A 20,269-nucleotide genomic window follows, 5' to 3' on the forward strand; every position below is an offset into this window, starting at 1 on the left:
AGGCCGGCTATTATGGCAAAAACTGCGCCATGCCAACAGGGGCTAAGGTAAAATTAATCACGCCATAGTGCCATCATGTTCGTTTTCTGTGGTACAAGTATTGCATTGCGTTTCGTACACGGTAAAAGCGTCAATGGTTCGACGAGGTATGTTCACATCATGATTAGGTTTTCATTAATTGCATTGAGTGTGTTGTTAAGCGCCCAGGCGCAGGCGGCGATGCGCAGCTATGAGGCATCAGCACAGTCCTCGCATTGGACCTTGGTAGAAAACTCGCGCTTACAGTGCCAACTTAATCATGAAGTTCCCTATTATGGCGAAGCCATATTCCGCGCTCATGCCAGCAAAAATAAAGCCTTAAACTTTAATTTGGACATGGTTGTTCGCCCCAATAATTATGACTTAGCCGCATTGGAAGCGGTGCCGCCAAGCTGGCGCCCAGGCACCCATGCGAAACCGCTCGCGTCTATGGAATTACTGCGGCAATTCGATGGCGAGCTCGGTGACAGCACGGCCTGGGAGATGCTCTCAGAGCTAGAGAAGGGCAATCACCCCACTTTTTACTACCAAGACTGGCGTAACACCCGTGATCAGGTTTCGGTGGGCTTATCGTCAGTAAATTTCAAGCAAGCGTATTGGGCGTTTTTACAATGTCGTGACGGATTATTGCCTTTTAGTTTTGAAGATATCGCGTTTACGGTGATGAACTACAAGAAAAACTCCAGCGAGTTGACCAAATCATCGAAAAAGCGCCTCGCACAGATAGGTGAGTACCTCAAGCATGACAAAGAAATAGAGTCGGTGATGATCTCGGCCTATACCGATAGCTATGGTGGACGTTGGAATAACCTCGAACTTTCTAAACGCCGTGCGGCGGCGATTGCCGAGTATATTAAAGAGTTAGGCGTAGATGAAGGTAAGTTGGTGACTACCGGGTTTGGCGAGAAGCGCCATGTAGCTCCAAACGAGACGGTGATTGGTCGCGGCAAAAACCGTCGCGTAGTGATTCAAATAGCTAAACCATAAGGCTCATCAGCGTAGCTTATTCGTTAGCGGCGCTGACCATGGCACTGATTTCTGTCCACTCATCACGTTGATACACACTAATGCGTACCGGGTGGCCGTTTACATCATAAAACAAGGTAAAGCGGCCAATATCACTGGTAATATTCAACGGCTCCCCCAGCTTACTCTGATAAAAATCAGTGACTTCGTTGTCACTGAGTCGAGTGAAACCATCAAGCACCATGGGGTATTTCTTTTCCACGGTCATGCGGGTGGTAAAATCTTCTGGCAAAGGTAGCAAAGACAAGTCCGCATAGGCTAGGTTGCTCGCCGCTACCAAAACACTTCCTGCAAGGGTGGTAGCTAGTCGGCGAAAAGCGTTATTCATGGTTTCACTCCGATTATAAACACATCTTTATATTATAAAATTTAACCTATATTTAACCAAAAATCACTTTATTTGTCCGCGCTTTAGGTCGCGAATAATAAAACGGGCAGGGTGCAGGGCCTGATCGACACGATTTGAAATCGGCAATGGCTCATCACATAAGCTGGCCACTAAGCTCTCGGCGCACAGGGGAGCCGTGCATAAGCCCCGTGCCCCTAAGCCAGTAAACAAGTGTAGACCAGGGTTTTGATGACGCAGCGGTTGCTGGCCTTGCCACTGTCCTTTAGGTAGCAATGGGAAGGCCGCCATATAATCGTCTTGTTGCGCATATTGACCGATAATAGGCAAATGATCGGCGAGGGTCGCGCGAATAGCGGCTTTGGCACCGTTGATATTTTGCAACTCTTGAGTCCAGTCGCAATCACCATAAAACCCGGCAAATTGTTGCCAATTAGTGCGATCATCAACATCGCGAATATCCCGCGCTTGGGTGTCTTTTTCAAAGGTCGCGCCCATGCAATGGCTGCCATCGTGAGCCGGTGTAAAATACCCTTTGTGGCAAAGCACAGTGTTGAGTTTGCGCGAGTTATCGCTGGCGCTCAGGTGTGACACTTGACCGCGCACACTTTGTAGCGCCAACTCGTTCTCTGGCAAAAGCTCAGTGGAGTGCTCCCCCATACAAATAAATACATCGCTAAAATCGTCATAGCCCTTGTTTTTGCACAGCAACTGCCACCGCTCACCCATGCGATTAACAGCCGTAACCTGAGTGGCAAAGTGAATGTCGAGCTGTGCCTGCTGCTTGGCGTGAGTGACCAGTGCCTGCACCAGTTCCACTGGGCTAACCCAGCCCGCATCAGGGATGAATAAACCACCATAGGGAGTATCAATGCCGGCAATATCGCTGGCTTGCTCCGCATCGACACCCTGTATCAACCACTGCGGCCAATTGTTCTTACTGAGCAAGTTGGCATGGCGTTTTTTTCCTTCCTCTTTAACGCCTTGTAGCAGCACGCCACACCATTGGTGGGCAAAATCAACATCGTTTGCCAGTTGCTCGTACAAGCGCTTGGCATACAAAAAGCTGTGCGCGAAGAGCTCACTGGAGGGCGATACATCTGCTTGCAAGTGCGGATATACTGCGCCCTGTTTGTTGTGTGACGCACCTTGAGCCAGTTCGTCGTCAGCGCAAAAGAGGGTGCAAGGAATATTGCGTGCCGTTAACCGATGAGCTAACGTCGCCGCAGCAATGCCACCACCAATAATGGCAACCTTATCTAAGGGGCGGGTATGGCGAACAAATGGCGCCGGAACATTGGTGGTCGCGGTGGTATGTTCAAGCTCACCCACTATCATCTCGCGCTTGCGGCCATAGCCTTTCACTTTATTCACCTTGAACCCGGCTTGCTGCAGCCCTCGGCGTACAAAGCCTGCAGCGGTGAAGGTGGCAAAGGTGGCGGCTTCGCGACCAAGATGTGCCATGGCATCGAACAAAGACTGCTGCCACATATCAGGGTTTTTACTTGGGGCGAAGCCATCTAAAAACCACGCATCGACAAGACCATGCTGATTGAAGTTCATCTGCTCGATGCTATCAAGCACATCGCCAATCCATAAATCCAAGGTCACATCACCAAAGTGCAGGCGATGGCAACCAGGCAAGGCCTCGGGGTACTGTGCCACCAGTTGCTCACTGTAATGGCTCAGCTGCGGCCAAGCTGCTAGAGCTCGAGCTAAATCCTGACGCTGGATAGGAAATTTTTCAAAGGAGATAAAATGCAGCCGGGTGGCTTTTTTCTCTGTTTGGGTGGCAAAGCGGTGCCATGCGTTCAAAAAGTTTAAACCCGTACCAAACCCTGTTTCGGCAATAACAAATTGCTCACGCGGATGACTGCGTAGTCGCTCACTGATGTGGTTGTGCTGATAAAATACATAATCTGATTCTGCCAGGCCGTCCTCATTAGAGAAGTAAACATCGTCAAAATCATCGGCGACGGGGGTGCCACAGTCATTAAAATGGATTTTAGCGTGGGTAATCATTTTGGCTCTTTGCGTAAGTCTTTGCCCACTATTTTAGCGACTTTACAGCGGTGCGTATATTGTCACTAAAAGATCATCTCAGGCGCTTGAAAATTTCAGTGTACATATGTACGCTGGAATGACCACTTCGGAATCAGTTTCCGCGTAAACTATACGCAATTTAGATCTAAGCTAAGGTAAATTCTCATGAGAAGAGCCGTCATTACGGGTATCGGTGTTGTCTCTAGCATCGGTAATAATAAAGAAGAAGTACTGGAATCTCTAAAAACGGGTAAAAGTGGTATTGCCTTTAACCCTGAATTTGCAGAATACAATTTGCGTAGCCAGGTCTCTGGCCACATTGATATTAATGTTAAAGATCACGTTGACCGCAAAGCCCACCGCTTTATGGGTGATGCAGCAGCCTATTCTTATATCTCAATGGCTCAGGCCATTGCTGACGCTAAACTCACCGACGAGCAAGTGTCTAATGAGCGCACCGGATTGGTTGTTGGCTCTGGTGGTGGCTCATCGAAGTATCAGGTGGAAGCCGCCGATATTCTTCGCGAGAAAGGAGTTAAGCGGGTAGGCCCATACATGGTCCCGCGCACCATGGCTAGCACCACCTCGGCGTGTTTAGCCACGCCGTTTAAAATTAAAGGTGTGAATTACTCTATCAGTTCGGCCTGTGCCACCTCGGCGCATTGTATTGGCCATGCGGTAGAGCAAATTCAACTAGGCAAGCAAGATGTTATTTTCGCCGGTGGCGGTGAAGAGCTGCACTGGACCCTTGCGATGGAATTTGATGCTATGGGCGCCTTGTCGACCAAGTATAACGATGCGCCAGAAAAAGCGTCTCGTACTTATGATGCTAACCGAGATGGCTTTGTCATCTCTGGTGGCGGCGGTATCGTCGTGGTTGAAGAGCTAGAGCATGCATTGGCCCGTGGCGCGCATATCTACGCCGAAATTACCGGTTACGGTGCAACTTCTGATGGCTTCGATATGGTGGCACCATCGGGCGAGGGCGCAGTTCGCTGTATGAAACAAGCGATGCAAAACCTGCAGGGTCCTGTTGACTACCTTAATACCCACGGCACCTCAACGCCAGTAGGTGATGTCAAAGAACTCGGTGCTATTCAAGAGCTATTTGGTGAGCAATCACCGGCTATTAGCGCCACTAAAGCAATGACGGGTCACGCGCTCGGCGCAGCCGGTGTTCATGAAGCAATTTATTCTTTGCTCATGCTAGAGAATAACTTTGTAGCGCCATCTATCAACATTGATGAGCTGGACGAGCAAGCAAAAGGCTTGGATATAGCCACTGAGCGCCGCGATGTGGAGCTTAATACCGTGATGTCGAATAGCTTCGGCTTTGGCGGTACTAACGCCACATTGGTGATGAGTAAATACAAAGGCTAATTTTGCTGCTTTGTTAATCATAAAGCCACGCTGATGCGTGGCTTTTTGCTTTGTGTGCCAAGGGCGATTAGAATGGCGCTCCAAACTGGGTTGGGATAACTGCCATGAAGATATTAGCTGATCAAAATATGCCTTTGGTGGATGCATTGTTTTCACCGCTGGGCGATGTCGAGCGCTTCGATGGGCGCACACTCACAGCGGCACAAGCGCAGCATGCCGATGTACTGCTAACGCGCTCGGTGACCCAGGTGAACGAGCAGCTGCTAGAGAGCAACACGCAACTCTCTTTCGTTGGCACGGCGACCATTGGTATCGACCATATCGACCAAGGGTATTTGCAAGGCCGTGGTATCCCTTTTACCAATGCTCCTGGTTGCAATGCCATTGCGGTGGCAGAATACGTGCTAAGTGCCATGCTGGTGTTAGCGCAGCAACAACAGTTTTCGCTATTCACCAAGAAGGTGGCTATTGTGGGTGTCGGCAATATTGGCCAATGCTTAGCCGATAAGCTAGCCGCCATCGGTGTGCAAACCTTGCTGGTTGACCCGCTGCGTGCCGCGCGAGGTGACAGCGGCCAATGGTACGAACTAGAGCAGGCGTTAGCGCAAGCAGACATCATTAGTTTCCATGTGCCTTTGGTAAGAGAAGGCAGCCACCAAACGCGGCACTTACTCAATGCCGAGCGCATTGCGGCTTTAGCCAGTAACAAGGTGATCATTAATGCCAGTCGCGGTGATGTAATTGATAACGTCGCATTGCTGGCGCGTCAGCAAAGTGACAATGACCTGCATCTGGTCTTAGATGTGTGGGAAAATGAGCCGCATATTCTTACTGAGCTGATGAATTATGTGGATTTAGCTACGGTGCACATTGGCGGTCATACCCTCGAAGGTAAAGGTCGAGGCACCTTTATGTTGTATCAAGCGTTGTGTCAGCACTTGGGGATTCGCGCTGAAGCCACCCTCAGTGAGCTGCTGCCGACGCCGAGTTTAAATGAACTCACTTTAAGCCCTAGTTGGACATTGCAGGAGCTTGGCTCGCTTGTGCACCTTATTTATGACGTTCGTCGCGATGATGCCATTATGCGTCAAGCACTCGCGACAGAGGGCTTTGATAGCCTAAGAAAGAATTATCCGGTTCGCCGTGAGCTCAGCACCTTGCGGCTGCGCGGTGATAACCCTCACCTCAGTGCGCTGGCTGCACTGGGGTTCAGTATTTAATGCCTGAGGAAATAGCATGTCGCAAAAGTTTAACGTCGCGGTATTAGGAGCCACAGGGCTCGTAGGTCGCCAAATTATCGAAACGCTCGCGGAGCGTAACTTTCCGGTTGATAACCTTTATCCATTGGCCAGCAGTCGCTCTGCCGGTGAGGAAATTGAGTTTAATGGCCAGAGCATTGAGGTGTTGGATGTCGAGCAATTCGACTTCGCTGATGCCCATATTGGTCTGTTCTCGGCTGGTGGCAGCGTGTCACAAAAATATGCTCCCATTGCCGCTGAAGCTGGTTGTATCGTCATCGATAATACCTCAGAGTTTCGCTATGAGTTTGATGTGCCACTGGTTGTGCCTGAGGTGAATGGCGCAGCGCTAGCAGATTTTCGCAATCGTAATATCATTGCCAATCCGAACTGCTCCACTATTCAGATGATGGTGGCGCTGAAACCTATCTATGACGCCTATGGCATTGATCGTATTAACGTCTCAACCTACCAAGCGGTGTCGGGGGCAGGTAAAGAAGCGGTGGAAGAGCTGGCTAAGCAAACAGCGCACTTAATGAATGGCCGGCCCATGGAAAATGAAGTCTTTAGCAAGCAAATGGCTTTTAACGTCATTCCGCAAATTGATAAGTTTGAAGACAATGGCTACACCCGCGAAGAAATGAAAATGGTGTGGGAGACGCAAAAAATTCTTGGTGATGACAGCGTATTAGTGAACCCAACAGCGGTGCGCGTGCCGGTATTTTACGGTCATGCTGAAGCCGTACACCTAGAAACGCGTATGCCGGTGGATGTTGAGCACGTTAAACAGCTGCTCGAGCAAGCGCCAGGTGTTGAGCTTATCAATGATGACCATGATTTTCCGACGCCGGTGACCGATGCAAGCGGCAACGACAGCGTCTATGTTGGCCGCGTGCGGCAAGATATTTCTCATCCACACGGCTTAAATTTGTGGATCGTCAGCGATAACACCCGCAAAGGTGCGGCGACCAATAGTGTGCAGATTGCTGAGGCGCTCATTGCCGAATATTTGTAAAATGAAGGCCAACGGCGAGTAAGTACAGTAAAAAAGCGGCAAATTGCCGCTTTTTTCTTAGTTATCAATTGTTTCGGAGTAAAGTGAAATTCCCTTTCCGGCGTGGATATTCCCCTATATCTGGTTTATAGTTTGAAAGTGGAATAAAGCTTGCTGATAAACACAAGAAAAACAATGACTCGGGAGATGGCTTTTGCGGCCGATAACCTTCCATAAAGCACAAAAAAATGAGTAAAGGAAAAGCATGCGCGGTTTAGTTACACTGGTTTTTGTTGTCGCGACCCTAGTAGCGGCTGGCACGAGTGCGCAAAGCACTGAAATTCGTGGTCCTAAAGGGGTCGACTATGGTGCTCAAGGCCGCTCTATCGGACCCATTAAGCCAACTGACACCTTGTGGCGAATCGCTGCCAAGGTGCGTCCCGACAACTCAGTAACCATGTATCAAGTAATGGTTGCCCTTTACGAGAAAAACCCCGACTCATTTTTAGACAAAAACCTTAACCACATGCGTGATGGCGCATATTTGCGTATTCCCTCGTTAAATGAAATTCGTACTATTGACCCAGCTCAGGCACGACAAAAGTCTGAGCAAGATGACCGTTTGTGGGAGAAAATCAAAAACGGCACGCTTAATAGTAATGAAATCGATCTGGTCGCGAAAAAAACCACGTCGGCGCGTCAAGAAGATGTCGAAAAAGCCAAAACGGAACTGAAAAGCGAATTAGAGCAGCTTAAGCGTTTACAAGGCGAGCGTTTGGTGGAGCTACAAGAGCAGTTCAAGTCGTCTGTGACCGATGTAGAGGCGATATTGACTGAGAATCGTCAGCTGAAATCGCAACTGGAGAAGATCAGCGAACAGCTTGCCACAGTCAAAGATCAGCTTGACGAAAAGGACGCAGAGTTGCAGCGCCAGCTGCAACAAATACTGGCTGAACGTGAGGCCATGGCGCAGCAAAAGTTACAGCAAGCGCAGCAAGAACAAAGTGCGCTCGAAGGCATCCCAACGTGGCTGAAATTAGTTTTGATGATGACTATTCCAGCATTAGCCGTGCTCGGGTTAATTATTTTCATTTTAAAGAAACGCCAGTCAGCAAAAGAGCCTGAGCCAAGCGACGACGATGAATTCCTACCGCAAACACCGGCGCCGCAAATGCAAACTCAACCTGAGGCCGGTATCGATGACCTAGATTTAGGTGCGGATGACGACAGCTTAGACGACAGCCTTGATGATTTACCGCTCGATGACCCCGATGATGCGTTAGATGAGCCAGGCATTCAGTTAGACGATGACGACTTCCTTGATCAAAGCGACGATATTTTAGATGAAGGCGGTGATGGGGCTGACGATATCGACTCACTGTTAGACCAAGACGAGTTAGACGGCTTACTTGATGATGACGTGGTATTTGACGATGAGTCTGATGCTGAAGTTAGCCAAGAAGAAGCGGTATTACAGCAAAATTTTGATGCCCCTGGTGATGACATCAGTGTTGATGTGCCAGAAGAAAATGAACCAGATAGCGATATTCTTAGCGACGAAGATATTGACGACTTATTTGCCACCGATGATAGCGAAGACGAGTCACAGGCAAACGCTAACGGTGAAGAACCGAGCGATGATAGCGATGAGGCGATGGCCGCATTGTCTGAGGAGTTGGCTGACGATCAGCTCGAGCAGACTGATGCCGAGTCAGGGGATGACACCTTTGATATTGATGAGCTTGTTGATGAAACGCAATCCGAGCCGGCGGATGATGATTTCGATGTCGATGACTTACTAGAGGAAAACGCCACAGACGAGCAAGGCGCTGAAGAAGATGACCTTGATGTTGATAGCCTACTCGATGAAGCGGCAGAAGCGCCAGCAGCAGATGCCGATGAAAGCGATGTCGACATCGATGAGCTGATTGATGAAAACGCCGCAGACGAGCAAAGCGCTGAAGAAGATGACCTTGATGTTGATAGCCTGCTCGATGAAGCGGCAGAAGCGCCAGCAGCAGATGCTGATGAAAGCGATATCGATATCGATGAGCTGATTGATGAAAACGGCGCAGACGAGCAAAACGCTGAAGAAGATGACCTTGATGTTGATAGCCTACTCGATGAAGCGGCAGAAGAGCCAGCAGCAGATGCCGATGAGCTGATGGATGAAAACGCCGCAGACGAGCAAAGCGCTGAAGAAGATGAGCTTGATGTTGATAGCCTGCTCGATGAAGCGGCAGAAGCGCCAGCAGCCGATGCCGATGAGCTGATGGATGAAAACGCCGCAGATGAGCAAAGCGCTGAAGAAGATGAGCTTGATGTTGATAGCCTGCTTGATGAACCGGCAGAAGCGCCAGCAGTAGATGCCGATGAGCTGATTGATGAAAACGCAGCAGACGAGCAAGGCGCTTTAGATGATGACCTCGATGTTGAAAGCCTGCTCGATGAAGCGGCAGAAGCGCCAGCAGCCGATGCCGATGAAAGTGACGTTGATATTGACGAGCTGATTGATGAAAACGCTGCAGACGAGCAAGGCGCTGAAGAAGACGATCTTGATGTCGATAACCTACTCGATGAAGCGGCAGAAGCGCCAACAGCAGATGCCGATGAGAGCGATGTCGATATCAATGAGCTGATTGATGAAAACGCTGCAGACGAGCAAGGCGCTGAAGAAGATGAGCTTGATGTTGATAGTCTGCTCGATGAAGCGGCAGAAGAGCCAGCAGCCGATGCCGATGAGCTGATTGATGAAAGCGCTGCGGACGAGCAAGACGCTGTAGAAGATGATCTCGATGGCGATGACCTTCTTGAAGATGTCCCTGGCGATGAGCAAGCGGCTGATGAAGAGGGTGACGTCGAGCCGGAGCCAGAACTCGCATTGGAAGAAGATGACGACTTAGGCGGTGACGATCTTCTTGAAGATGTCTCTGGCGATGAGCAGACTCCTGATGAAGAGGGTGACGTTGAGCCGGAGCCAGAACTCGCATTGGAAGAAGGTGATGACTTAGACGGCGGCGACCTTCTTGAAGATGTCCCTGGCGATGAGCAAGCGGCTGATGAAGAGGGTGACGTCGAGCCGGAGCCAGAACTCGCATTGGAAGAAGATGACGAATTAGATGGTGACGATCTCCTTGATGACGCCCCTAGCGATGAGCAAGCGACAGATGAAGAGGATGGCGTTGAGCCGGAGCCAGAACTTGCGCTGGAAGAAGATGACGAATTAGGTGGTGACGACCTCCTTGGTGACGCTCCTAGCGATGAGCAAGCGGCAGATGACGAGGGTGACGCTGAGCCGGAGCCAGAGCCGGAGCCAGAGCTTGCGCTGGAAGAAGATGACGACTTAGACGGCGACGACCTCCTTGATGACGCCCCTAGCGATGAGCAAGTGGCTGATGAAGAGCATGACGTTGAACCGGGGCCAGAGCTTGCGCTGGAGGAAGATGACGAATTAGATGGTGACGATCTCCTTGAAGATGCCCCTAGCGATGAACAAGCGGCAGATGAAGAGCATGACGTTGAACCGGAGCCAGAACTTGCGCTGGAAGAGGATGACGACTTAGATGGTGACGATCTCCTTGATGATGCTCCTGGCGACGAGCAAGCGGCAGATGAAGAGCATGACGTTGAGCCGGAGCCAGAGCTTGCGCTGGAAGAAGATGATAACTTAGACGGCGATGACCTTCCTGAAGATGTCCCTGGCGATGAGCATACTCCTGATGAAGAGGGTGACGTTGAACCGGAGCCAGAGCTTGCGCTGGAAGAGGATGATGATCTCGATGGTGATGACTTACTTGCTGATGCACCGGAGCTTGAAATAGAAGAGCAAGCGCAACCGGATGAGAGTGATGAAGGTGCCGACCAAGAGCTACTTGAAGCAGACTTTGCTGATTTTGATGAGCCTGATCTCGAACTTGACTTAGGCGACGATCCGCTGCTTGAAGATGAAGATGCATCGGACGTTGAGCCTGTTAGCTCTCAAGAGCCCCAAATGGGGGATGTTGAACATCCTAGCCAGCAGCTAGATGACTATCCCGAGCTTGAACTCGACGAGCCATTTAGTAGCGAAGCTGAGCAGCAACTCAGCGAAGCGATGGCTCAAGAGGGAGGTGAAGAGCTCGACCTCTCCAGTGATTTGGATGGCGACCTTGACGATGAGTTAAGCGCACTGATGGATGACTCTCTAGATGACGATATCGATGGTGACGAACAACTCGACGACAGTCAGCTCGATGAGGATTTCCTTGCAGACTTAACGCAGACCGATTTTGATGCTCTGCTCAACGAACTTGCGGAGCCAGATGAAGATGTGATCGGTGAACCGCAAGATAACGACCTTGATCTGCAGAGTTTGCTCGCCGATAGTGACTTTGACGCGGATGATGACGCGGGTGCAGACGCGGTCGCAGACGCGAACGAAGACGACAATGGCGCAGCAGAGCCGGACTATCTTGATATTGATGACCTGCTCGAGCAGAGTGATGACTCCGAGCCTGATAACGAACCTTATGATGAGGTTGACATGGATGTGGGCTTGGGTGAGTTTGATGACATGCTCGATGACTCGCAAAAGACCGATGTTGATAGTGAAGACGGCGGTTTCAGCGCTAAATTGGATTTAGCGAGGGCTTATATCGAAATTGATGATGTTGATTCAGCCCTCGAGGCGCTACAAGACGTGCTTGATAATGGCCCGCAGTCGCTCCATAAAGAGGCGCAAGCCTTGCAGGAACGTCTGAAACGCTAGTGTGCTAAGCTCAGCCGCGAGATGATAAATGGCAGGCAAAGTGTCTGCGCATTTTTTTGTATTAACTGCTTGTCTATGGGCAAGCTTACTTCCTTCGGGAGCCTCATTACCCTCAGCATTAGCTATTTGCCCGCAGAGCGTTTAAAATGCCGAAAATTTTATTGAGCTAAGAGTATCAATGCGCGTCGCTTTAGGAATCGAATACAATGGTGCCCGCTACAGTGGCTGGCAGCGTCAATCTCATGTCAGCAGTATCCAAGCGGAAATTGAAACTGCGTTGTCCCGTATTTGTAATCACCCTGTGGATATTACTTGTGCAGGGCGTACCGACGCCGGCGTTCATGCCACTGGCCAAGTTGTGCACTTTGATACCCATGCTGAGCGTGATATGGGCGCTTTTACCTTAGGTATGAACTCGCAGCTGCCTGATGACATCGCCGTGCGCTATGCAATGCCAACCGCTGATGGTTTTCATGCCCGATTTAGTGCTACCGCGCGACGTTATCGTTATGTGATTTATAATCACCCCTATCGGCCAGGGATTTTGCGCTCTGGGGTGACTCATTATCATCACCCGCTGGATGAAACACGCATGCAAGCGGCCTGTGCGTATATGCTCGGCGAGCAAGATTTCACCTCGTTTCGGGCGGTGCACTGCCAGTCCAACACGCCGTTTCGTAATATTCACCATCTATTTGTTGAGCGCATCGGTGATTACATCGTTGTTGATATTAAGGCCAATGCCTTTTTGCACCATATGGTGCGCAATATTACCGGATGCTTGATGGACATTGGTGTTGGTGAGCAAGAGCCGCAATGGATGCAGCATTTATTGGCTATTAAAGACCGCACCCAAGCCAGTGCAACCGCTAAGCCTAATGGTTTATATTTGGTGGATGTGGACTACCCCGAGCAGTGGCAAATTCCCAGCACGCCACTGGGACCGCTTTTTTTACCCGATAACGAGCCACCACAGAGCTAATAAAAAGGGGTGAATGGTGGGTGTAAATGGACTACGCCGACCAGTTTTTTATATCTAAGCAACTAATTTCATGTTTTAATTGTGCTAATTTATCGGCTAATTTTGGGGTGCTCAATCCGCCCCGGTCCTGACAAGCATTAAGAGAGTTGCCAATGAGCTGGTTAGAAAAAATCTTACCAAAAACCACAAAATCTTCTGGCAAGAAAGAAATTCCAGAAGGGGTGTGGGCTAAGTGTACGTCGTGCGATTCGATTCTGTACAAAGCAGAATTAGAAAAAGCCATGAACGTATGCCCGAAATGTGATCACCACATGCGTATCAGCGCCCGTAAACGTTTAGAGTTATTTCTCGATGACGCTGGGCGCGCCGAGCTCGGTGAGCAGTATGAGCCAAAAGACATACTGAAGTTTAAAGATTCAAAAAAATATTCAGACCGCATCAGCGCCGCGAACAAAAGCAGTGGCGAGAAAGACGCCTTAGTCGCTATGAAAGGGCAGCTTAAAGGCATTCCTGTTGCGGCAGTATCGTTTGAGTTTGCCTACATGGGTGGCTCAATGGGCTCGGTTGTTGGCGCCCGCTTCGTTGAAGCCGTTAATGTGTGCTTAGAGCATAATATGCCGTTGGTGTGCTTTTCTGCATCAGGCGGTGCTCGCATGCAAGAAGCATTGATGTCGTTGATGCAAATGGCTAAAACCAGTGCTGCATTAGCAAAAATGAGCGAAAAAGGGCTGCCTTTTATTTCCGTACTGACTGACCCAACAATGGGGGGTGTATCGGCGTCTTTAGCTATGCTAGGTGATGTGAATATTGCTGAGCCCAAAGCACTGATTGGATTTGCCGGTCCACGAGTTATTGAGCAAACAGTACGTGAAACCCTCCCAGAAGGCTTTCAGCGCAGTGAGTTCTTATTGGAGCATGGCGCTATCGACATGATCGTTGATCGCCGCGAAATGCGCGACACTGTGGCGCGTTTATTGGCTAAGCTAATGAACTTGCCTTCTACCGAACAAGAGCATAGAGTAGCGTAAATTTCTCGGTAACCTAGAAACTTACAACCTATGTCAGATTCCATACCGAGCCAATCGTCAAGCCTTGATGATTGGCTTTGTTATTTAGAGCAAATCCATCCTGCTAACATAGAAATGGGCCTTGAGCGCGTGCAGAACGTTGCCGATAAGATGGGCCTTATTCATACCCCCAGCAAAGTAATTTTAATTGCCGGCACCAATGGTAAAGGCACCACCGCACAATGCCTGGAAAAGCTATTACTGAGCCAAGGGTATTCCGTGGGCACCTATGCCTCTCCTCATCTTATTCACTATAACGAGCGGGTCCGCATCAATGGCGCCGAGCTTGACGATCAGTACCATGTTGATGCCTTTAACAGTCTCGAGCAAGGACGAGGCGATGTGCCACTTACCTATTTTGAATATGGCACCTTGGCAGCGCTGGCAATTTTTAAACGCGAAGCGGTGGATTATGTGCTCTTGGAAGTAGGGCTAGGGGGACGTTACGACGCCACCAATATAGTTAATCCAGTCGCAAGCGTGATCACTACCGTCGATCTCGATCACAAAGAATACCTCGGTGATACCCGTGAACTGGTTGGTTATGATAAGGCGGGGATTTTTCGTAGCAACGTACCCGCAGTGGTGGGTGACTTAGATATCCCCCACACCGTGGTGGATTATGGCGAGCAAATCAATGCCGATTTGTGCCTGTCTAAGCGCGACTTTATTTTTACGGAAGATGAAGCAACCTTCAACTGGCAGATGGGCAAGCTGTCGCTGACCTTTGCTAAACCCGCTATTCCAGCGCAAAATGCCGCTACCGCATTGAGTGTGTTAGCAAAACTGGACTTACTGCCGGCGGTAACAGACATAGCTGATTGTTTGAAACAACTTCAGATAAAAGGGCGCTTTCAACAACTGAGTAAAGAACCCTTGGTCTATACTGATGTGGCTCATAACCGCGAATCAGCCCGTTATTTAGCCACACGTTTACAGAGCCTTCAGGCGCAGGGTAAGACAATACATGCCATTATCGGCATGCTCGGTGATAAAGAGCATGTTGACGTGATTACCGCGATGGCACCGGTGGTTACTCATTGGCACGTAGCCGGATTAGACAATCCGCGCGGGTTGAGTGCACAGCAATTAACAGCCAAAGTGACACAGTCTGTCAAGGTTGAAGGAACATATGAGCAGGTCAGTGACGCAATGCGTGCTGTTTTACCACAACTTTGTGCGCAAAGCCTTTTGATTATATTCGGATCGTTTTACACTGTAGCACAAGCAATCACCTTTTTTGATAACGAGAGGGCGTAACAGTGAACTCAGGGTTTATAAACCGCTTAGTGGGAACCATTATTGTCGTCGTCGCTGCGGTCGTTTTTATTCCCAATATCCTTGATGGCGATAAAGTGCGCTACAAAGAAGGGTTTAAAGCCATCCCAGAGCGCCCTGAGTTTAAATCTATTGACCTGCAAGAAGCGTTATCGGAAAAAGCCGATAGCGCACCACTGCCTGCTGATGCCAAAAGCGAAGAGCTGGCGGCCGATGACGATAAGTTGCAACAACGTGGTGAAACTCAAAGCGGGGGTGATGAACAAAGTGCGCAGCAGGTTACCGAGAGCAATGATACGGTCACGGTTAACACCCTGGTCAAAGATGAGCCATTGACGCGCCCACAACAGAGTGCGTTAAAAGAAATGGCTTATGTGGTGCAGTTGGGGGCCTTCTCTCGCCAAGGAAGCGTGGATGCCTTGAGCAAAAAGCTTAAAGACGCCGGTTTTAATGTATTTACCCGCCCGGTGAAGACCCCAAATGGCGAGTTGACGAAAGTGTTAGTGGGGCCTGAATTGGATAAGGCAACCTTGGAAAAGCAACTCCCCCAGTTGCAAAAGCTCACTAACTTAAAAGGGCGTATCACTCAATTCCAAGTGACAAAATGATCTGGTATTTAGTGCCTCGCTCCGTTAGAATGCGCCCCAAATAAACGACTAGTGGTTATTATGATCTGGGTTGATTACGCCATTGCCGGCATTATTGCACTGTCCACCATAATTGGTTTAGTGCGTGGCTTTGTTAAAGAGTCAATGTCGTTAGCCGTATGGGCCGCCGCGTTTTTTGTCTCCAGTTTATTTTACCCCTATTTAGCCTCCTACCTTACCAACATTTCAGAACCCCTTTTAAGAAATGCAGCAGCGATAGCCATATTATTTTTCTCTACGTTGCTTTTAGGCGGATTGCTAAACTATATTTTAGGCGAACTAGTGCAGCGCACTGGGTTGTCGGGCACCGATCGCGTATTTGGAATCGTGTTTGGTGCTTTACGTGGCGTGTTAGTCGTGAGCGCCATACTCTTCTTCCTGGATGCCTTTACCGGAGCCCCAAACACCGACTGGTGGAGCGCATCTCGACTAATCCCTGAATTTGGCTTTGTGATTGAGTGGTTTTTTGATTATCTCGAACACAACTCAAGCTTTTTAAATTCAGCTAACCGTTAATCGGCGAGGAAATTTTAATGTGTGGTATCGTTGGTATAGTCGGAACATCGCCCGTCAATCAGGCGCTGTATGACGGCTTGACTGTTTTGCAACACCGAGGCCAAGACGCGGCCGGTATTATTACCATAGACAATAATACCTTTAGTCTGCGTAAAGCCAATGGTCTAGTTAAGGATGTGTTCCATACTAGACACATGAAGCGTCTGCAGGGAAATATTGGCATTGGCCATGTACGTTACCCTACCGCAGGCACGTCAAGCTCTGCAGAGGCACAGCCCTTTTATGTTAACTCGCCTTTTGGCATCGCCATGGCGCATAACGGCAACCTGACTAATGCCGAGCAGCTAAAAGAACAGTTATTTACCGAAGCGCGTCGTCACGTTAACACGACCTCTGATTCAGAAATTCTCTTGAATATTCTTGCGCATGAATTCAGCAAATCTGACAAGCTGCACTTGGCACCAGAAGATATCTTCGCTGCGGTTTCTGAGGTTAACTCAAAAGTAGTGGGTGGGTATGCCACCATGGCGATGATTATCGGTCATGGCATCGTTGCTTTTCGTGACCCCCATGGCATTCGTCCGTTGATTTTCGGAAAACGTGAAACCGAAAAAGGCACCGAGTACATGTTCTCTTCAGAGAGTGTGGCACTGGATACTGACGGCTTTGAGGTGATTCGTGATGTGGCCCCAGGTGAGGCCATTTACGTAACTGAGGATGGACAACTGTATTCGCAACTGTGTGCAGATAAGTCGGTACAAAACCCTTGTTTGTTTGAGTTTGTTTATTTTGCGCGACCGGATTCCACCATCGACAATATGTCGGTGTACGCTACTCGCGTTAATATGGGCACCAAACTAGGCGAAAAAATTAACCGTGAATGGGCTGACAAAGACATTGATGTGGTGATCCCCATCCCTGAAACATCCTGTGATATCGCCCTAGAAATTGCTTCGGTATTGGATTTACCTTATCGCCAGGGCTTTGTTAAAAACCGCTATATCGGCCGGACTTTCATCATGCCTGGGCAAGAGCTGCGTAAAAAGTCAGTGCGCCGCAAACTTAACGCGATAGATCGTGAGTTCAAAGGCAAAAATGTATTGCTGGTTGACGACTCTATTGTCCGTGGCACCACCTCTGCGCAAATCGTAGAGATGGCCCGAGAGGCCGGCGCTAAGAACGTTTATTTTGCTTCAGCAGCACCCGAGGTGCGCTTCCCTAACGTCTATGGTATCGATATGCCTTCAGCGGCAGAGCTAATTGCCCATGGACGTGAAGTAGAAGATATCAATGCGAGCATCGGCGCAGATGGCCTGATTTATCAATCGTTGGACGACTTGGTGGCTGCCGTGGCTCAGGAAAATCCAGAGATTAGTCGTTTTGAGACCTCTGTTTTTGATGGCAATTATGTCACTGGCGACATCAATCAGGACTACCTAAATCGTATTGATGAGTTGCGTAACGATGCCGCCAAATCAGTGCGAGAGCAAGCCATGTCATCGAGCTTGGAATTACACAACCAAGATAGCGATTCGCAAGATGACTAACTGTGGTTAAAGAGCAATAAAAAAGGAGCCAGAGGCTCCTTTTTTATTGCTCCCACACTGCTAACTGAAGACCGGCGAGACAATCCCGTTAGTCCACAAAATTGCGGTAGCGGCAAGTATAATAACAAGTAACACCAGACCACATGTCACTACAGAGCTGGCGTAGATAAAGCCCCGTTCATGGGGAATATGCATCAAGATAGGAACACCTGTGTAGAGTAAATACACCGAGTAGCCAACCGCGACAATGCCCACAGACACGATAAACCATAAAGTAGGGTAGAAGGCTGCAAATGCGGCCATAAACACGGGAGTAGAGGTATACGCCGCAAGCTCTAAGGTCTGCGTAAAGGTTGGCTCGGCGCCAAAGGTTTTTGCCATCCAGTGGGCCAGGTATGCAAGTGCAAAAACCCCGACAATCAGAGCAACATACATAGCCACAGCTATCAGCATGGCGCTGTTGTGAGTAAGAAATACGGCATCGCCCGTGCCGACGTGCCAGCCTAAGTGTACGCCAGAGTAGTAGCCCATTGCACTGGGAATACAGGCGATGAGGAGAATATGCGATAAGCTGTAAAGTAAACTTTCGTGGCGATTATCAATCGTTTGCCACTCTTCCACTGGGTGGGCGTATAAGCCCCAAAGATGGTTCAAAATCATAGGTGTGCCCCTTAAATAAACTGGTTGTTATGGCTGTATTATTTTTCACCAGCCTTAATTAAGGTATCGTTCAGAGCAAAGAATTTGTCAAGAAAGCCCCATGGTAAAATCAGTATGGTAAAATAGTGGGTATTAGCGGTTAGTATTACAATTCTATGTTAGCGAAGTACCAACAACTCTTAGAACCGATCAACGCATTTTTACAATGTCAGACACCGGATGCATGGCTGCAGCAAGCAAAAAAGCCAGAGAACTTAACGGTAATTTTGACCGATCACCTTATTTGTGAGTTGAAAGCGGCACAAAGCGCCATGTACTTAATTCGTCGTTATGCGGTGGATGAGCAAAGTGCAGAAGCGCTGTTGGCTTGGCTCAAACCATACGAAGATTTTACCTACCGCCAGGTGGGGGATTGGCGAGAGCTAGCAGACTATAACCGCTTAAACAAATCGATGATGCCCAAGTCAGACACCCCTTATGGCCAAGACCTGATCGATAAAATGGTGTTACTCATCAAAGAAGAATTGCACCACTTTTATCAAGTGTTAGAGATTATGCAAGCTTGTGGCATTGAATACGATAAAATCACCTCCAGCCGCTACGCCAAGGGGCTGTTGCGACATGTGCGCACCTACGAGCCGCAGGCGCTGATCGATAAATTGATTTGCGGCGCTTATATCGAAGCACGCTCATGTGAACGCTTTGCTATGTTGGCCCCCCATGTTGATAAGCAACTGGGAGAATTCTACATCTCCTTATTGCGATCAGAAGCGCGCCATTATCAAGATTACTTGAGCCTTGGCGAGCAAATAGCAGGTGAAGATATCAGTGCCCGCATCGCTTTTTTTGGTGAAGTAGAGGCGGAACTTATTTCATCTCCAGACCCAGATTTTAAATTTCACTCTGGTGCGCCAGTATCGAGATAGTGCTGTTTAAGTAAACTTAGTACTGCTTGTTGCTGCGGTGGTGGCAAGGGGTGCTGTGCCAATATATCCGCCACCCGACCTTGTTTGAGCAGACTTTGCATGCCGCTGCGAAACGCCTTTAGGTGATAATGGCTAAGGGGATGCTGACGGGCGAAGGCTAAATGTAAGGTGTTTTCGCTCAAGGCCGGTGAATCAAACATCAAATGCTCAGAGAGTGCTAATTCACGAATAATATGTTCACCCACTTCTTGCGGACCGAGCACCCAGCTAATTCGTCGGCGTTTGAGTAATTGCAAGGCTTTGCTCAGATTGGGCAACTCAACGTAGTCGATGCCGCCATAGTTTATGAGCAGTTGCTCTTCACCATAGTCGCGACCAACGGCAATCGGGTCTTGTGCGACTAATGCTAAGTCGCCAGTAAAATCACGATTGCTCTTTGCATGGCGAAAAAATCCACTATGGGCTTTTGCCAGTGCGGCGCTAAAAACAAAGTCTTGCTGCCGCGCCGTGGTTTTATATGCGCCTAATACGGCCGAATATTTCCCTTTCTTTGTCCCTCGCAAGGCCCGAGACCACTGTGTAAAATGAATACGCACAACTATATTTTGGCTTCGGAAAGCTTCACTGACTAAATGGGCCATCCAGCCATGTTGATACAAAGTGTTGGAAAAATAAGGCGGGAAAGGTTCGGTGGCAAGCTCTAATCGCTCCAATGCATGTGTGTGCTGACTGAGTATAAACACGAGTGCGCTTAAAAGTGCACGCAAGACCATACTTTGCTCCTATCGCAACATTAGGCAATCGTTCATTAGAGCAAGTATAGTTTGAAACTC

The 20,269-nt window shown here is 49.1% G+C and carries 16 protein-coding genes; 12 read left to right on the forward strand and 4 right to left on the reverse strand.

Annotation, left to right across the window (positions count from 1 at the left end):
* Positions 1 to 159: 159 nt before the first annotated feature.
* Positions 160 to 1,026 (forward strand): OmpA family protein, encoded by an 867-nt coding sequence (locus MHM93_RS02690; RefSeq protein WP_239447915.1) that lies wholly within the window; start codon positions 160 to 162, stop codon positions 1,024 to 1,026.
* Between the two features lie 16 nt (positions 1,027 to 1,042).
* Here MHM93_RS02690 and MHM93_RS02695 read toward each other — a convergent pair whose 3' ends face one another.
* Together MHM93_RS02695 and mnmC are read right to left on the reverse strand one after the other, a co-directional pair.
* A complete protein-coding gene (locus MHM93_RS02695) occupies positions 1,043 to 1,393 on the reverse strand; it encodes a hypothetical protein (RefSeq protein WP_022945659.1) in 351 nt (116 codons plus the stop codon).
* A gap of 63 nt (positions 1,394 to 1,456) precedes the next feature.
* Entirely contained in the window at positions 1,457 to 3,433 is a 1,977-nt protein-coding gene (gene mnmC / locus MHM93_RS02700) for a bifunctional tRNA (5-methylaminomethyl-2-thiouridine)(34)-methyltransferase MnmD/FAD-dependent 5-carboxymethylaminomethyl-2-thiouridine(34) oxidoreductase MnmC (RefSeq protein ID WP_239447916.1), read from the reverse strand.
* A 186-nt stretch (positions 3,434 to 3,619) separates the two neighbouring features.
* Between mnmC and fabB the strand changes: the two genes are divergently transcribed.
* The 10 genes from fabB to purF all read left to right on the forward strand — a co-directional run bounded on the left by fabB (position 3,620) and on the right by purF (position 17,850).
* Positions 3,620 to 4,834 (forward strand): beta-ketoacyl-ACP synthase I, encoded by a 1,215-nt coding sequence (gene fabB / locus MHM93_RS02705; RefSeq protein WP_022945657.1) that lies wholly within the window; start codon positions 3,620 to 3,622, stop codon positions 4,832 to 4,834.
* A 104-nt stretch (positions 4,835 to 4,938) separates the two neighbouring features.
* Positions 4,939 to 6,054 carry a 4-phosphoerythronate dehydrogenase gene (locus MHM93_RS02710; RefSeq protein ID WP_239447917.1) on the forward strand — a complete coding sequence of 372 codons (1,116 nt, stop codon included), beginning with the start codon at positions 4,939 to 4,941 and terminating at the stop codon, positions 6,052 to 6,054.
* 16 nt (positions 6,055 to 6,070) lie between these two features.
* On the forward strand, positions 6,071 to 7,087 hold the full coding sequence (locus MHM93_RS02715; RefSeq protein WP_138547867.1) for an aspartate-semialdehyde dehydrogenase: 1,017 nt from the start codon (positions 6,071 to 6,073) through the stop codon (positions 7,085 to 7,087).
* Between the two features lie 244 nt (positions 7,088 to 7,331).
* Positions 7,332 to 11,813 (forward strand): FimV/HubP family polar landmark protein, encoded by a 4,482-nt coding sequence (locus tag MHM93_RS02720; protein ID WP_239447918.1) that lies wholly within the window; start codon positions 7,332 to 7,334, stop codon positions 11,811 to 11,813.
* Between the two features lie 178 nt (positions 11,814 to 11,991).
* Positions 11,992 to 12,795, forward strand: coding sequence for a tRNA pseudouridine(38-40) synthase TruA (gene truA, locus MHM93_RS02725; RefSeq protein ID WP_239447919.1), 804 nt, complete (start codon positions 11,992 to 11,994; stop codon positions 12,793 to 12,795).
* Positions 12,796 to 12,947: 152 nt separating this feature from the next.
* A complete protein-coding gene (gene accD / locus MHM93_RS02730) occupies positions 12,948 to 13,823 on the forward strand; it encodes an acetyl-CoA carboxylase, carboxyltransferase subunit beta (RefSeq protein WP_239447920.1) in 876 nt (291 codons plus the stop codon).
* Positions 13,824 to 13,853: 30 nt separating this feature from the next.
* Entirely contained in the window at positions 13,854 to 15,122 is a 1,269-nt protein-coding gene (gene folC, locus MHM93_RS02735; RefSeq protein ID WP_239447921.1) for a bifunctional tetrahydrofolate synthase/dihydrofolate synthase, read from the forward strand.
* A 2-nt stretch (positions 15,123 to 15,124) separates the two neighbouring features.
* Complete coding sequence (locus tag MHM93_RS02740; protein ID WP_053911750.1) at positions 15,125 to 15,748, forward strand: SPOR domain-containing protein; 624 nt, start codon at positions 15,125 to 15,127, stop codon at positions 15,746 to 15,748.
* Positions 15,749 to 15,808: 60 nt separating this feature from the next.
* Entirely contained in the window at positions 15,809 to 16,303 is a 495-nt protein-coding gene (locus MHM93_RS02745) for a CvpA family protein (protein WP_022945649.1), read from the forward strand.
* Positions 16,304 to 16,320: 17 nt separating this feature from the next.
* A complete protein-coding gene (gene purF / locus MHM93_RS02750) occupies positions 16,321 to 17,850 on the forward strand; it encodes an amidophosphoribosyltransferase (RefSeq protein WP_022945648.1) in 1,530 nt (509 codons plus the stop codon).
* A 60-nt stretch (positions 17,851 to 17,910) separates the two neighbouring features.
* On the opposite strand, the gene MHM93_RS02755 is transcribed toward purF, so the two are convergent.
* Complete coding sequence (locus MHM93_RS02755; protein ID WP_022945647.1) at positions 17,911 to 18,510, reverse strand: Yip1 family protein; 600 nt, start codon at positions 18,508 to 18,510, stop codon at positions 17,911 to 17,913.
* A 155-nt stretch (positions 18,511 to 18,665) separates the two neighbouring features.
* Between MHM93_RS02755 and MHM93_RS02760 the strand changes: the two genes are divergently transcribed.
* Entirely contained in the window at positions 18,666 to 19,436 is a 771-nt protein-coding gene (locus MHM93_RS02760; RefSeq protein WP_045978123.1) for a tRNA isopentenyl-2-thiomethyl-A-37 hydroxylase MiaE, read from the forward strand.
* Here MHM93_RS02760 and MHM93_RS02765 read toward each other — a convergent pair.
* A complete protein-coding gene (locus MHM93_RS02765) occupies positions 19,409 to 20,209 on the reverse strand; it encodes a transporter substrate-binding domain-containing protein (RefSeq protein ID WP_239447922.1) in 801 nt (266 codons plus the stop codon). The two genes, MHM93_RS02760 and MHM93_RS02765, sit on opposite strands and share 28 nt — an antisense overlap.
* Positions 20,210 to 20,269: the final 60 nt, after the last annotated feature.

This window comes from Pseudoalteromonas sp. MM17-2 (genome assembly GCF_022347945.1).
GTDB classification, from domain to species: Bacteria; Pseudomonadota; Gammaproteobacteria; order Enterobacterales; family Alteromonadaceae; genus Pseudoalteromonas; species Pseudoalteromonas ruthenica.

Excerpts from the sequence above, each read along its gene's own strand:
- MHM93_RS02690 (WP_239447915.1), top strand. The coding sequence starts at position 160 with ATGATTAGGTTTTCATTAATTGCATTGAGTGTGTTGTTAAGCGCCCAG.
- MHM93_RS02695 (WP_022945659.1), bottom strand. The coding sequence starts at position 1,393 with ATGAATAACGCTTTTCGCCGACTAGCTACCACCCTTGCAGGAAGTGTT.
- mnmC (WP_239447916.1), bottom strand. The coding sequence starts at position 3,433 with ATGATTACCCACGCTAAAATCCATTTTAATGACTGTGGCACCCCCGTC.
- fabB (WP_022945657.1), top strand. The coding sequence starts at position 3,620 with ATGAGAAGAGCCGTCATTACGGGTATCGGTGTTGTCTCTAGCATCGGT.
- MHM93_RS02710 (WP_239447917.1), top strand. The coding sequence starts at position 4,939 with ATGAAGATATTAGCTGATCAAAATATGCCTTTGGTGGATGCATTGTTT.
- MHM93_RS02715 (WP_138547867.1), top strand. The coding sequence starts at position 6,071 with ATGTCGCAAAAGTTTAACGTCGCGGTATTAGGAGCCACAGGGCTCGTA.
- MHM93_RS02720 (WP_239447918.1), top strand. The coding sequence starts at position 7,332 with ATGCGCGGTTTAGTTACACTGGTTTTTGTTGTCGCGACCCTAGTAGCG.
- truA (WP_239447919.1), top strand. The coding sequence starts at position 11,992 with ATGCGCGTCGCTTTAGGAATCGAATACAATGGTGCCCGCTACAGTGGC.
- accD (WP_239447920.1), top strand. The coding sequence starts at position 12,948 with ATGAGCTGGTTAGAAAAAATCTTACCAAAAACCACAAAATCTTCTGGC.
- folC (WP_239447921.1), top strand. The coding sequence starts at position 13,854 with ATGTCAGATTCCATACCGAGCCAATCGTCAAGCCTTGATGATTGGCTT.
- MHM93_RS02745 (WP_022945649.1), top strand. The coding sequence starts at position 15,809 with ATGATCTGGGTTGATTACGCCATTGCCGGCATTATTGCACTGTCCACC.
- purF (WP_022945648.1), top strand. The coding sequence starts at position 16,321 with ATGTGTGGTATCGTTGGTATAGTCGGAACATCGCCCGTCAATCAGGCG.
- MHM93_RS02755 (WP_022945647.1), bottom strand. The coding sequence starts at position 18,510 with ATGATTTTGAACCATCTTTGGGGCTTATACGCCCACCCAGTGGAAGAG.
- MHM93_RS02760 (WP_045978123.1), top strand. The coding sequence starts at position 18,666 with ATGTTAGCGAAGTACCAACAACTCTTAGAACCGATCAACGCATTTTTA.
- MHM93_RS02765 (WP_239447922.1), bottom strand. The coding sequence starts at position 20,209 with ATGGTCTTGCGTGCACTTTTAAGCGCACTCGTGTTTATACTCAGTCAG.